Annotated in this window: 9 protein-coding genes; 7 read left to right on the top strand and 2 right to left on the bottom strand. The window is 60.5% G+C overall.

Annotated features, from left to right (window positions below):
- The first annotated feature begins 179 nt into the window (after nt 1–179).
- The 4 genes from HF027_RS08865 (at nt 180) to HF027_RS08850 (ending at nt 8,024) form a co-directional block, all read left to right on the top strand.
- Nucleotides 180–725: a hemerythrin domain-containing protein gene (locus HF027_RS08865; protein ID WP_168014964.1), complete on the top strand. Its 546-nt coding sequence runs from the start codon at nt 180–182 to the stop codon at nt 723–725.
- A 316-nt stretch (nt 726–1,041) separates the two neighbouring features.
- Nucleotides 1,042–1,866: a glutamate racemase gene (gene murI / locus HF027_RS08860; protein WP_168014851.1), complete on the top strand. Its 825-nt coding sequence runs from the start codon at nt 1,042–1,044 to the stop codon at nt 1,864–1,866.
- 50 nt (nt 1,867–1,916) lie between these two features.
- Nucleotides 1,917–3,023, top strand: a complete 1,107-nt coding sequence (gene trmA / locus HF027_RS08855; protein WP_168014849.1) for a tRNA (uridine(54)-C5)-methyltransferase TrmA — start codon at nt 1,917–1,919, stop codon at nt 3,021–3,023.
- 159 nt (nt 3,024–3,182) lie between these two features.
- Nucleotides 3,183–8,024 carry an NAD-glutamate dehydrogenase gene (locus HF027_RS08850; protein ID WP_168014847.1) on the top strand — a complete coding sequence of 1,614 codons (4,842 nt, stop codon included), beginning with the start codon at nt 3,183–3,185 and terminating at the stop codon, nt 8,022–8,024.
- A 144-nt stretch (nt 8,025–8,168) separates the two neighbouring features.
- Here the strand turns inward: HF027_RS08850 and mgtE are convergent, their stop codons facing one another.
- A complete protein-coding gene (gene mgtE, locus HF027_RS08845; RefSeq protein WP_168014845.1) occupies nt 8,169–9,524 on the bottom strand; it encodes a magnesium transporter in 1,356 nt (451 codons plus the stop codon).
- Nucleotides 9,525–9,648: 124 nt separating this feature from the next.
- Here mgtE and HF027_RS08840 point away from each other — a divergent pair, with 124 nt between their 5' ends.
- Together HF027_RS08840 and HF027_RS08835 are read left to right on the top strand one after the other, a co-directional pair.
- Nucleotides 9,649–9,933: an encapsulin-associated ferritin-like protein gene (locus HF027_RS08840; RefSeq protein ID WP_168014843.1), complete on the top strand. Its 285-nt coding sequence runs from the start codon at nt 9,649–9,651 to the stop codon at nt 9,931–9,933.
- Between the two features lie 152 nt (nt 9,934–10,085).
- Complete coding sequence (locus tag HF027_RS08835; RefSeq protein WP_168014841.1) at nt 10,086–11,108, top strand: quinone-dependent dihydroorotate dehydrogenase; 1,023 nt, start codon at nt 10,086–10,088, stop codon at nt 11,106–11,108.
- A 256-nt stretch (nt 11,109–11,364) separates the two neighbouring features.
- Here the strand turns inward: HF027_RS08835 and rmf are convergent, their stop codons facing one another.
- Nucleotides 11,365–11,571 carry a ribosome modulation factor gene (gene rmf / locus HF027_RS08830; RefSeq protein ID WP_168014839.1) on the bottom strand — a complete coding sequence of 69 codons (207 nt, stop codon included), beginning with the start codon at nt 11,569–11,571 and terminating at the stop codon, nt 11,365–11,367.
- A 276-nt stretch (nt 11,572–11,847) separates the two neighbouring features.
- Between rmf and rlmKL the strand changes: the two genes are divergently transcribed.
- Complete coding sequence (rlmKL, locus tag HF027_RS08825; protein WP_168014837.1) at nt 11,848–14,175, top strand: bifunctional 23S rRNA (guanine(2069)-N(7))-methyltransferase RlmK/23S rRNA (guanine(2445)-N(2))-methyltransferase RlmL; 2,328 nt, start codon at nt 11,848–11,850, stop codon at nt 14,173–14,175.
- The last annotated feature ends 249 nt before the right edge of the window (nt 14,176–14,424 follow it).

Here is a 14,424-nt window from a genome sequence, read left to right as displayed (position 1 = left end):
TTCGTCGCCATTTCATGTTAAGACTACCCCTGCTTTCATGCTGGTCGTTCTGATTGTTGAGTGAGACATTGACGGTTAGTGATGATCGCATGGAAAGATCACCGAACCCGTGGAGGCTTGTAGGATCAAATGACCATACAGACGTTCGCCCGGACAGCACAGGAGGTTCCGTCATGCCGATGCTGAATCAATTACGCCAGGATCACGCCAACATGGCGCGGCTGTTGCACGTGCTGAAACTCAAGCATAAAACGCTGGCGGAAGGTGAACGCCCCAATTTCCAGTTAGTGCGCGAGGTGGTCGATTACATCCTCGACTACATGGATGGTTTCACCGTGCCACTGGAAAAGGTCTTTGGTCAGGAGTTGATGGCCAAGGCACCGGAAGCCGAGGGGCTGAGCGAGCGGCTGGCCAAGAATTATCACGCCCTTCACGAGCGGCTGATGCAGCTCTCTCAGGATCTGGATATGATCCTGATGGACGTGGCGATCCCCATGGATCGTTTCGCCGACGACCTGGGGGCTTATCTTGAAGCCCACCGCGCCTATCTGCGGGAAGAGCGCGAGGAGCTCTTCCCGCTGATTCGCGAACATTTCGATGACGCGGCCCTCGATAAACTGGCGGAAACCCTGCCGGAAGGGGCTGCGGCCAAGCTCGAGCGCCTTCAGGAAGCCTACCCGGAGCTTTATGAAGAGCTCTGTGCAGCGCCTGACCCGATGGTTTGACCCGCCTCGAATAGCCCTTGCCTCTGCGCCCCTGCATCGATAAGACGGCATGAAATGACAGGGTCTCGTACCATCCCGCCGCCTGGCCATTTGGCCGGGCGGCGGCGTATCTGCATGTGATGGGCTCGGCCCCTGGTCGGTGGCTGGGGTAGAATGAGTCACTTCGCGGTGGTCAGGCGGGAACGGTCGTTGATCCCAGGGCCATGATGAAACTCGCCGCGGCTGGCCGTGAGAAGCCTTTCAACACAAGCCAAGGGTGTGCGTCGAGTGACGCCAAGGAGCCTCAGTCCATGCAGCAGATTCAGGCCCGTTGTGCATGAGCGGTCCGATTCTGATCTTTGATTCCGGTGTAGGTGGCCTCTCGGTGGTTGCCGCCATTCGTACCCGGTTGCCCGAGGTGGCGCTTTGCTATGCCTGCGACAACGCCATGTTGCCCTATGGCACCAAACCGGATGAATGGCTGGTACAGCGCATTCTGGACGTCTGCCAGGCCGCCGTGGCGGTAAGTCACGCCAGCGCCCTGGTCGTTGCCTGTAACACCGCGAGCACCTTGGCCCTCGAGGCGCTGCGCAACCACCTTGAGATTCCGGTCATTGGTACCGTGCCAGCCATCAAACCGGCTGTGGCGGCGAGTCGCAGTGGTCATCTTGCGCTGCTGGCGACCTCGGCGACCGTGCATCGTCCCTATACGCGCCGGCTGATCGACGACTTCGCTGGTGATTGCCGGGTGATGCGCCTAGCCGCCGACCCGCTGGTCGAGCAGGCCGAACGCCAATTGGCCGGCGAACCTCTGGATCCCGATGTAATCTCCGCCTGCCTGGCTCCCCTTTGGGAGGAAACGGCGCTGGATACCGTGGTGCTGGGCTGTACGCACTTTCCGTTGCTGATCCCAGCGCTCGCCGCCGCTGCTCCACGACCGATTACCTGGGTCGATTCGGGGGACGCCATTGCCCGGCGCGTGGTGCAAGTGGTCGCGCCGCTGCCTTGTTCCACCAGGCCTGGCGGCGGAAACCCTGGCGTTGAAGCCCACGGTGCTTCCTGGGCAACCGCGCCGGGCGGCACTCTCGCACCGGTGCTGTCTCGGTATGGCTTCGCGGCTCCCGGCAGACTCATGGTGGCGACGACGGCCTTCGAATCCTGACCTTATTCCCTTATCGATTAGACCGATTTAACGATTCACAAGGAGACTCTGTGGCCGTACCCGTTGTCGACCCCGCCCGCTACGGCGAGCAGCTAGAAGCCAAGCGCGAGCGTATTTCCACCCAGTTCGCGCACCTGACGACGCCTGAGCTCGAGGTCTTTGCCTCGCCGGCGAGCCATTACCGCATGCGCTGCGAGTTTCGTATCTGGCGTGAGGGGGACGAGCTTTTCTATGCCATGTTCGAACCCGACCCCGAGCGACCCGACAAGAAACGTGCGGTGCGGGTCGATCAGTTCCCGGTGGCAAGCGAGCGGATCAATGAGCTGATGCCGCTGCTGCTCGAGGCAGTGCGCGAGGATGAAGTGCTGAGTCGCAAGCTGTTTCAGGTCGATTTTCTCACCACTCTTGCTGGGGAAGCACTGATCACCCTGATCTACCACCGCCCCCTGGGCGATGACTGGGAGGTTGCGGCGCGTGCGCTGGAAGAGCGTCTGGGGGTCATGATCATCGGCCGCTCGCGCAAGCAGCGCCTGGTGCTGACCCGTAACCATGTCTGGGAGCACCTCACGGTCGATGGTCGCGAGTTTACGTATCAGCAGGTCGAGAACAGCTTTACGCAGCCCAATGCCGCCATCTGCGAGTCAATGCTGAGCTGGACACGGGATGTCACGCGTCAAAGCCAGAACCGTGACCTGGTCGAACTTTACTGTGGCAATGGCAACTTTACGGTGGCGCTTGCCGAGAACTTTCGCCGGGTGCTGGCGACCGAGATTTCGCGCACCTCGGTTGCTTCTGCCAAGGCTAACCTTGCGGCCAACGCAGTAAACAATGTACACGTGGCACGCATGTCGGCAGAGGAGTTCTCTTTGGCCCTCAAGGGCGAGAAAGGGGGGCGTCGGGTGGCCGAGATGGGGCTTGCCGACTACGATTTCTCTACCGTATTAGTCGATCCGCCCCGCGCGGGACTCGATGACGATAGCTGTGATCAGCTCAGCGATTACGACCGCATCGTCTATATCTCATGTAATCCGGATACGCTGGTCGACAATCTGGAGCGCCTGACGCAGACCCATGACATCTCGCGCTTCGCCCTGTTTGATCAGTTTCCCTGGACGCATCACTGCGAATGTGGAGTGCTGCTCGAGCGCCGGGCATGAAGTCAAGTACCGATGCGCAACTGACATGCTCCATGACAAAGGGTTAATACAGTGGGGGTGCTCCATGCACTTCCGTATGCTGGAAGCATCCATGACCGTCATGGACGTGTCTATGAATATCCCGCCGACCAAGAGGGTTGGTGTAAGCCGAGGTGATTGATGCAACACGTCGCGATCGAAGACAAGCAGGAATTGCTGGCCCAGCTTAGGGAACAGCTGGCGCACCGACTGGACGATGAAAAGGTGAAGGCGGTCGCTTCCTTTGCCGAAGTGTTCTTTGCCAATGCGCCCTTTGGCGACTTGGCTGAGCGCCGCCTCGAAGACCTCTACGGGTCGGTGCTCTCCGCCTGGCATCTCATTCAGCAGCAGGATCCCGATGATCCCGTTGTGCGGGTCTTCAACCCGGACTATGAGGGGCATGGCTGGCAGTCGACCCATACCCAGGTCGAGGTAATAGGACGCGACATGCCGTTTCTGGTCGACTCGGTGCGCATCGAGCTCAACCGGCGCGGCATCACCGTGCACTCGATCTATAATGCGGTGCTTGCCACCAAGCGCGATGCCAAGCATCAGCTCAAGTATATGACCAGCACCCATGCCAAGGATGCGCCGGAAGGGCGCGAGTCACTGATCGTCATCGAGGTCGACCGCCATTCCGACCCTGACTTGCTGGCCGACATCGAGGCGAGTCTGCATGACGTGATGGCTGATGTACGCACGGCGGTTGCGGATTTCGATTCGATGCGGGAACAGGTCAAGGCCTCTCTCGCCGAGCTCAAGGCCGTCAAGCCGGCTGAGGTCACTGCCGCAGACCACAAGGAAGCCATTGCCTTTCTCGAGTGGCTACTCGAGGATAATTTCACCTTCCTCGGCTATGACGATTATGACGTCGTTCAGGTCAAGGGCCAGGATCAGCTCAAGAAACGCAAGGGCAGTGAGCTTGGGGTCTTCACCCTCGATGCCTCGCGCTATCAGGAGCGAATCCGCAACGACCAGGGTGTCGACGGCGATCATTACGTGCTGGTGCCCGAGTTGCTGTCGTTTGCCAAGAGCGCCTATCACGCTCGAGTGCACCGTCCGACCTACCCGGACTACATCTCCATTGATCGCTACGATGATCAGGGCAAGGTGATTGGCGAGCGCCGCTTTCTGGGTCTGTTCGCCGCCACTGTGTATAACGACTCGCCACGTCACATCCCGGTACTGCGCCGCAAAATTGAAGCGGTCATGCAAGCTGCTGGCGTCGACCCGCAAGGTCACGATGGCCATCAACTGCGCCAGATCCTCAACGTCTATCCGCGCGATGACCTCTTTCAGATCAGTACGGAAGAGCTGACCCGCACCGCGGTGGGCATTCTCAATATTCGCGAGCGGCGCCGGGTGCGCCTGTTTATACGCGAAGACCGTTTCGGCAAGTTCTATTCCTGCCTGGTGTTTGTGCCACGCGATGTCTTCTCCACTGACCTGCGTGTGCGCATCCAGAATCTGCTCTGCCATGAACTCGATGCCACTTTCGGTGATTTCAACACCTATCTGTCCGAGTCGGTGCTGGCACGCATTCAGCTGATCCTGCGCTTTAATGGCAGTACCCCGGCTGATTACGAGCTTGAACGCCTGGAACACAAGGTCAGCGCCCTGGCGACCAGCTGGCGCGATGATCTGCATAACGCCATGGTGGAAGGCTTCGGGGAAGAGCAGGCCAACCGTCTGCTGGATGTCTATCGTGATGCCTTCCCGGCCGGTTACCGCGAGGACTTCAGCGCGCGCTCCGCGGTCTATGACATTCATCACTGCGCCGAAGTCGAGCAGGGGTCACCGCTATCGCTGTCGCTGTATCGCCTGGTCGAGGAAGACGTCGACGGTGTCAACCTGAAGCTCTTCCATAAGGATCATCCGATCCCGCTCTCCGATGTGCTGCCGGTGATGGAGAATCTGGGCCTTAGAGTGATCGGCGAGCGCCCATACGAGATCACGTCCCGCGACGGCAATTTCTGGATCCACGATTTCCAGCTCGAGCACCATGGCAGTGAGATCGTCAACCTGCAGGAAATGCGCGAGTCCTTCACCGATGCCTTCCAGCGGATCTGGGGCGGACAGGCCGAGAACGATCCCTTCAACCGCTTGGTGATCGGCGCCAATCTGAGCTGGCGTGAAGTCGCCATGCTCAGGGCCTATGGACGCTATCTGAAGCAGATTCGCTTTGGGCTGTCCCAGCTCTATATCGCGACCACACTGGCCAGCCACCCGGAGATCACCCGCGAGCTCGTGGCGCTGTTTGAAATGCTCTTCGACCCGGAGCAGGAAGGTGGCCGTGCTGCCGAGGCCGAGGCTTGTCAGTCGCGTCTGATGACGTTGCTCGACGATGTCGCCAGCCTCAACGATGATCTGTTGATACGCCGTTATATCGAGCTGATCCAGTCGACCCTGCGCACCAACTATTACCAGCCGGATGCCGATGGCGAGCTCAAGGACTACTTCTCCTTCAAGCTTGACCCCTCCCGGATCACCGGAATGCCCAAGCCGCGGCCGATGTTCGAGATATTCGTCTACTCGCCACGGGTCGAGGGCGTGCACCTGCGCGGTGGCAAGGTGGCTCGTGGTGGTCTGCGCTGGTCGGATCGTCGCGAGGATTTCCGCACCGAGGTTCTGGGTCTGGTCAAGGCTCAGCAGGTCAAGAACGCGGTCATCGTGCCTGTCGGTGCCAAGGGTGGTTTTGTTTGCAAGCGTCTGCCGGAAGGCGGTGATCGGGACGCCATCCAGCAGGAAGGTATCGCCTGCTACAAGATATTCATTCGTGCCCTGCTCGACGTGACTGACAACCTTGAAGCCGGCGACGTCGTGCCGCCGCTCAATGTGGTGCGCCACGATGCCGACGACCCCTACCTGGTGGTCGCTGCCGACAAGGGGACCGCTACCTTTTCCGATATCGCCAACGAGATCTCGCTGGAATACGGTCACTGGCTGCGTGACGCTTTCGCGTCAGGCGGTGCCAACGGTTACGACCACAAGAAGATGGGGATCACCGCCAAGGGTGCCTGGGAATCGGTCAAGCGCCACTTCCGCGAGCAGGGCGTGAACACCCAGGCCGACGAGTTCAGCGTGGTGGGTATCGGTGACATGGCCGGCGACGTCTTCGGCAACGGCATGCTGCTATCCGACAAGATTCGCCTTGTGGGTGCCTTCAACCACCTGCACATCTTCGTCGACCCGACCCCGGATGTCGCCGCCTCCTTCGCCGAGCGTCAGCGGCTCTTCGATCAGCCGCGCTCCAGCTGGGAGGACTACGATGCCTCCTTGATCTCCGAAGGCGGTGGCATCTTCAAGCGTAGCGCCAAGTCGATCCCGATCTCGGCGGCCATGAAGAAGGTCTTCGGCATCAGCGAGGACAAGCTGTCACCGAATGATCTGATGCACGCTATGCTCAAGTCACATGTCGATTTGATCTGGAACGGCGGCATCGGCACCTACGTCAAGGCTGAGGCCGAGACCGACGCTGACGTCGGTGACAAGGCCAACGATTCGCTGCGCGTCAACGGCAACGAGCTTAACTGCCGCGTAGTCGGTGAGGGCGGTAACCTGGGCCTGACTCAGCGCGGCCGCATGGAAGCCGCTCACAAGGGTGTGCGGGTCAATACGGACTTCATTGATAACGCCGGTGGGGTCAACTGCTCTGACCACGAGGTCAACATCAAGATTCTGCTCGACGACATCGTCAAGCGCGGTGACATGACCGATAAGCAGCGCAACCAGCTGCTGGCGAGCATGACCGATGAAGTCTCCGAGCTGGTGATTCGCGACAATTATCGTCAGACCCAGGCGCTGTCGCTGTCCGAAATCCTTTCCAAAGAGGGCTTGGGACCGTACCGCCGCTTCATCAACGAGCTCGAGAAAGGCGGACAGCTCGACCGCGAGCTTGAGTTCCTGCCCAGCGACGAGGAAATGCTCGAGCGCGCCAGTGCCAACCAGGGCATGACCCTGCCTGAGCTATCGGTGCTGATTTCCTACGCCAAGAGTGTGCTCAAGGGCGACTTGATTGCCTCTGACCTGCCGGATGATCCTTACATCCAGAAGCACTTGGAGAGGGTCTTCCCGAACGTCCTGGTGGAGCGCTTCCATGACGAGATGTACGAACATCGCCTGAAGCGCGAGATCGTGGCGACACAGATCGCCAATGATCTGGTCGATCATATGGGTGTCGTCTTCGTGCGTCGTCTGATCGATACCACCGGTGCCGGCCGTGCCGAGGTCGCCAGAGCCTATATCGTGGCCCGCGACAGCTTCAATCTGGATGGTCTATGGCAGCAGGTCGAGGCGTTGGATAACCAGGTGCCGAGCGAGGTGCAGTACCGCATGATGCTCGACCTGATGCGTCTGCTGCGCCGCTCCACCCGCTGGTTCCTGCGTCAGCGTACCGGCATGACCGCCAAGGATTGCATCGCCCACTTCGCCCCGCGGTTGACACAGTTGCAGGAGAGCATCGGCAAGCGCCTGCGGGGTGACGAACTGGGTGCCTGGACCGAGCGTCGCGATGAACTGATGGCAGTCGGGGTGCCGGATAGCCTGGCCAATGTGGTCGCTGCGACCGGTAGCCTTTATGCGGGCCTTGGTATTATCGAGGCCGCCAAGCAGACCAATGAGAAGATCCAGCGTGTCGCCGACGTCTTCTATGAAGTGGGTCATCGCCTGGAACTGCCGTGGATGACCGAGCAGATCAATGCGCTCGAGGTACGTGATAGCTGGCAGGCACAGGCCCGTGAAACCTTCCGAGACGATCTGGATCGCCAGCAGCTGGCCTTGACGGTCGGTGTTCTGCGCATGGAAGGCGGGCCGCGCGAAGTCGAGAAGCGCGTTGAGAAGTGGTTTGATAGCCATGAGGCCATGTATCAGCGCTGGTGCCGTCTGCTCGAGGAAGTCCACTCGGGTTCTCAGGGCGGTTTCCCGCTGTTCGCGGTCGCTATCCGTGAGCTGGTGGATCTGGCCGAAGGCTATACCGAAAGCTGATCGCTTGCGCTGGCCACGGCTGTGTCAGAGTGCAGCTTTCAAGGCCATCGTTTTTCAAGGCCACAGGTGTTCAAGGCCACAATGCAACGACCCCGCCAATGGCGGGGTCGTTGCGTTATGAGGAGTGGTGCTTAGGAGTGGTGCTTACAGGAGGAAGACGGTGGCCAGGCCCAGGAACGCCATGAAGCCGATCACGTCGGTGACGGTGGTCAGCACCACTGAGCCCGATAAAGCGGGGTCGATGCCCAAACGCTTGAGGCCCAGGGGGATGGCGATACCGGCGATGCCGGCAGCGAGCATGTTGATGACCAGGGCGACAGCAATGATGCCGCCGATCCGCACATCCTGAAACCACAGGGTGGCGATCACCGCGACCACCAGGGCCCACAACACACCATTGATCAACGAGATGCCGATTTCCTTGCGCATCAGCCAGTTGCTGTTGGTGCGGCTGATCTGACCCAGTGCCAGGCCGCGAATCGCCAGGGTCAGGGTCTGGCTGCCGGCGATGCCGCCCATGCTGGCGACGATGGGCATCAACACCGCCAGGGCGACGATCTGATCGAGTGCTGCCTCGAAGCGCCCGATCACCCAGGCGGCCAGGAAGGCGGTCATCAGGTTGATGCCGAGCCATACCGCGCGGCGCTTGGCGCTGGGTATGACCGGGGCGAAGAGGTCCTCTTCCTCGTCGAGACCGGCCATGTTCATCAGCGCCTGGTCCGAGCCCTCGCGGATGACGTCGACGATGTCATCGATGATGATGCGCCCCAGCAGCAGCCCCTTTTCGTCGACCACCGGTGCCGATACCAGGTCGTGGGTCTGGAAGAGGGTCGCGACGTCCCAGGACTTCATCGCCACCGACACACTGTCGATGTCGCTTTCCAGGACATCGGCCACGGCAAGTTCTGATGATTGTGAGACCAGGCGGGCCAGCGGTAGCACGCCGACGAAAATGCCATTGCGGTCGACCACCATCAGCGCATCGGTATTGTCAGGGATCGACTGGTTCTTCCAGCGCAGGAAGCGCTGCACGGTCTCGAGTGTGACATCGGCACGTACACTCACGGTATCGGTGCGCATCAGGCGACCGGCGGAATCTTCCTCGTAGGAAAGCGCCTCCTGAAGTCGCGTGCGCTGCAGCTCGTCCATCGAGCGCAGCATGTCTTCGGCCACCTGTTGCGGCAGATCCTCGAATAGCTCGGCCAGGTCGCTGGTATCCATGTTCGAGGTGGCGGCAACGATCTCATGATCGTCCATGTCCTCGATCAGGGTGCTGCGCACCTCGTCATGCACGTGCAGCAGCACTTCGCCGTCGACATCCTGCGCCACACGCTCCCAGAGCCGTGTGCGAGCGGCCAGCGGCAGGGATTCAAGCAGCAGGGCGATCTCTGCGGGTTCGAGGTCATCGAGAACTTCGTCGATGAGGGCAAAGTCATCCTCGACTAAGGCCTTGTGAATGCGTGATAGCCGGCCTTCCAGCGTTTCGGTGGTCTCGGTCATAGGATCTCCCTGAAATGAAGCGAGGCGAGGCCGCGTTGACGGGTTATGGCTGACAGCGACGCCGCTTTGGCCTAACGTTGGATACGTGCAATAGACCACCAGTAGACCACAAAAGGAGAGGCCCATGGCAGGTGACAGCTATCACGAGCCGGTGGAAGAATTGAGTGCCGACACGCGCGATTATCATCGAGCCATTGTCTCGCTGATGGAGGAACTGGAGGCGGTCGACTGGTACAACCAGCGGGTCGATGCCTGCCAGGATCCTGAGTTACGCAAGATTCTGATTCATAACAGGGATGAGGAAAAGGAGCATGCGGCCATGACACTCGAGTGGATTCGTCGTCATGACAAGACCATGGACGCCCACCTGCGTGAGTTCCTGTTTACCGACGGCGAGATCGCTCACTAAGCGCTCTGATGCCGTTTTGTTCGATACGACCCCGCCCTGTGCGGGGTTCGTCGTTCAGGGACTGTGTGCGCTATAATCCCGGCCGATTTTCTACTCGTGATTGTTAACCTGTTCGCGTTCGTCCATTCGTGTTCACAAACTCAGGGAGTTCCATGTACGCCGCTGCCCGCTCGATACTCTTTCGCCTCGACCCCGAGGCAGCTCATGGTGTGACTCTGACGGCACTTGATCTGGCACATCGGCTGGGGATGTCCGGCAAGCTTGGTGGTGGCGAGCGTGTCGACGACCCTGTTGAGCTGATGGGGCTGCGTTTTCCCAACCGGGTAGGCCTTGCCGCCGGCCTCGACAAGAACGCCGATCACCTGGATGCGCTCGGTGCGCTGGGGTTCGGTTTCGTTGAGGTCGGCACCGTCACCCCGAAGCCGCAGCCGGGTAACCCCAAGCCGCGTCTGTTTCGCCTACCGGAAGCGGGGGCGATCATCAATCGTATGGGGTTCAACAATGCGGGCGTCGACCATCTGGTTGAACGGGTCAAGAAGAGCCGCTATGACGGATTGATCGGCATCAATATCGGCAAGAACCTGACCACGCCGGTAGAGCAGGCGGTAGACGACTATATGATCTGTCTGGAGCGGGTACATGCTCACGCCGACTACATCACGGTCAACATTTCGTCGCCCAATACGCCTGGGCTTCGTAACCTGCAGTTCGGCGAGCATCTGGATCGTTTGCTCGGCGCGCTGCGCGAGAAAAGCTTGCGCCTCGATAATGCTGGCGACAGGACGGTGCCCCTGGCAGTGAAGATCGCCCCCGACATGAGCAGCGAGGAGGTCGGTCTGGTGGCTGAGGCACTGGTCGCCAATAGTATCGATGGCGTTATCGCGACCAACACCACCCTGGCCAGAGAAGCGGTTGCCGGAATGACGCACGCCGACGAGGCGGGCGGGCTCTCCGGTCGGCCGGTATTTGAATCGTCTAATCGAGTGATTCGCGAACTGCGACGCAGGCTGCCGGATATGCCGATTATCGGCGTTGGCGGCATCGACAGTGGCGAGGCGGCTATCGCCAAGCGTGGGGCCGGGGCGGATCTGGTACAGCTCTATTCCGGTTTCATCTATCGTGGTCCGCCTCTGGTAGGCGAATGCAGCCGGGCACTGAAACTGGCAGCCCAGTGACCACCATTCAGGTGCCTTTGGTCACGGGTATCATAAGGCATACTAAAGGCATTGGCTTAAGCGCCGGATCATCGCCACGATAGGGAAGGGGCAGCCGTCATTTGGTGCAAAACAGGGAGTGTCAGGCAGTCAGTTCGACGCCGAAAAACCCGATGTGATGGACACAAAAAGGCCCGTGGTTTCACGGGCCTTGGGGCATGAATCCAGGGAACTGTATGAACAAGAGCTACATGACCAAGGACTTCATGAACAGGAGCTACATGACCATAGGGTTTTTGTGAATGCCGGACACGCCTGTCATGCCCGACCACTGGTCCCCTCGACCTTCACGCCAACCGCTCATCCAATATTCGCGAAGATTAACTTCCTCACTGGGACATTCATCACGGGAACGGCCGCTGACCCCTGCCTTGTAACCGTGAACATAAGCGCGCTGGAAGCGATCACGTTTCTGTCGTTTCATCGGATGGCCTCTTGATGAACCAGTTTTATCTGCAAACCAGTATTAATGGGGCATAGGCTGGGACGAGCACAGATTGCCAAAAGCTAACCGCAAAACCGAGGCTCAGCGCCTGATGCCGATAGCGTCCTTGAACCAGATAACACATGCGTACCGCGTAGCTACCCCATTACAACTAGCGCATCCGCCTAGCCCATGTCGACAGGCGATTTGGAATAAGCGTACTACCAAAACAGCTTTTCAGGAATATGACGGCGCATGGCGCCAGGTGGCTTTTTCATGAAAGATTCACAAGACATTGAAACAATGACGTTATTTGCCACCTGCCCGAAAGGCATGGAGCTCCTGCTGGCCGAGGAGCTTGAGCCCTTCGGGCTGGCAATCACCAAGACCACGGTGGCCGGAGTGCATATTTCTGGCTCCTTGGAAGCGGCTTATCGCGCTTGCTTGTGGTCACGCCTGGCCAATCGCATCGTTCTCAGCCTGTCGCGAGAAGAGGGCATCGAAACGCCTGAGCAGATCAAGGCCTGCGCCGAAGCCATCGATTGGCGCGATCATCTGCCCCTGGGCAAGACGCTCGCAGTGGACTTTCATGGCCTCTCAGACGCCATTCGGCATACCCGGTTCGGTGCTCAAACGGTCAAGGATGGCGTCGTCGACGCCCTGAGAAGTGCCGGCCGCGAACGGCCAAGCGTCGACCCGCGCGAACCCGACCTGCGCCTCTATGCGCACCTGTATCGTGGCCGCCTGATGCTGGGTATCGACCTGTCTGGTGACAGCCTGCACCGTCGTGGTTATCGGCGTGAACTCGGACACGCGCCGCTCAAGGAAAACCTCGCGGCGGCACTGCTCGTGCGCGCCGACTGGCCGGCACGTGCCAAGGCAGGCGAAGCGCTGATTGATCCGCTGTGTGGTGCGGGCACCTTGGTGATCGAGGGCGCGCTGATGGCCGCCGACGTGGCACCGAACCTGTTGCGCGAGCGCTTCGGCTTTCATGGCTGGGCAGGCCACGACGAGGCCCTGTGGCAGGAGATCAAGCGTGAGGCCGAGGCCCGGGCGAGCCTTGGCCGCAAGCGTTGCAAGGCCAAGATCTATGGTCGTGACCAGAGCCCTCAAGCGATCTCGGCGGCGCGCGCCAATGCCATGCGCGCCGGTATCCCGGCGCTGATCGACTTCCAGGGGGCATCGGTCAAGCAGCTGTCTCGCCCCGACGATTTGCCCGCCGATGCCCAAGGGCTCCTGATCACCAACCCGCCCTATGGCGAGCGTATCGGCGAGTTGCCAGAGCTGGTGCCGCTCTATGCGACCCTCGGCGCTCGCGCTCAGGCACACTTCCCTGGCTGGCGCCTGGCGATGTTGACCGGCAATCCGGAGCTTGGCCACCGCACAGGGCTTCGGGCATCCAAGCAGTATGCCTTCAAGAACGGCCCACTGGACTGCAAACTGCTGCTGATCGAGCTGGATCAGGGGCAGGCGAAGGCGTCTGAACCCGAGTCGGCCGCGCCTGCCAAGCGCCGTATCGTCGAGGGTCAGTCATCCGCTGACAGCCAGACCCACGAGGGAGCCGGCAGCCCCCCCGAAAAGGCCTCTCATCAGGCCTCGAAGAAGGCGGCTGCCGAGCCTTCCGAGCGGCCGTCGCGCTCGGAAGGGGCGCAAATGTTCGCCAATCGTCTGCAGAAGAACCGCAAGCGGCTCAAGTCCTGGCTAAAGCGCAGCGGAGAGTCCTGCTACCGGCTGTATGACGCCGACATGCCCGAGTACGCCCTGGCCATCGATGTCTACGGTGACCGCGTGCATGTGCAGGAGTACGCGCCGCCCAAGTCAGTGAATGCCAAGCAGGCCCAACGCCGGCTGCTCGACGCTTTGGGGGTGATTCCTGAGGTGCTTGAGGTCTCCCCGGAGCACATCTTCATCAAGCAGCGCGAGCGCCAGTCGGGCAAGGCCCAGTACCAGAAACACGCCGCCAGCGGCGAGCGCTTCCAGGTCCGCGAGGGCCGGGCGCTGCTGTGGGTCAACCTGCGCGATTACCTGGATACCGGACTCTTCCTCGACCACCGGCCGGTGCGTCGGCTGCTGGCCGAGATGGCGCCGGGCAAGCGCCTTTTGAACCTGTTCTGCTATACCGCCACGGCCACCGTGCAGGCCGCCCTAGGCACCGAGGCCGAGGGGGGCGCCAGCGACAGCGTCAGCGTCGACCTGTCGAATACCTATCTCGAGTGGGCGCGGGAGAACTTCGCCCTGAACCGTCTCGACCCCAGCCGTCACCGGGTGGTGCGCGACGATTGCCTGCGCTGGCTTCAGACCGCCGGCAGCGAGTTCGACCTGATCTTCCTCGACCCGCCGACCTTCTCGAACTCGAAGAAGATGGAGGCGACCCTCGATATCCAGCGTGATCATGGCCAACTCGTCGAGCTGGCCATGGCACGCCTGGCACCGGGCGGTACTCTGGTGTTTTCCAACAACCAACGGCGTTTCGCGCTCGATGCCTCAATCGCCGAGCGCTTCGCGGTGGAGGACATCTCGGGAAAGACATTTGACCCGGACTTTCAACGTCGCCCGGACCTGCACCACTGCTTCCTGATCCGGCATCCAGAGAGCGCGACATGAGACATTCGACCCACTCCTGGTATGGCCAGCGTCGCCCGGACCTGCACCACTGCTTCCTGATCCGGCATCCAGAGAGCGCGACATGAGACATTCGACCCACTCCTGGTATGACCAGCATCGCCCGGATCTGCACCACTGCTTCCTGATTCGTCATTCAGAGCATGCGGCATGAGACATTCGACCCACTCCTGGTATGGCCAGCGTCGCCCGGACCTGCACCACTGCTTCCTGATTCGTCATTCAGAGCAT

The sequence above is a fragment of the Halomonas salinarum genome (assembly GCF_012062845.1).
Taxonomy (GTDB): Bacteria; Pseudomonadota; Gammaproteobacteria; order Pseudomonadales; family Halomonadaceae; genus Onishia; species Onishia salinarum.
Note: the sequence above shows the minus strand (reverse complement) of the source record. Positions and strands in the feature narration are given on the sequence as shown.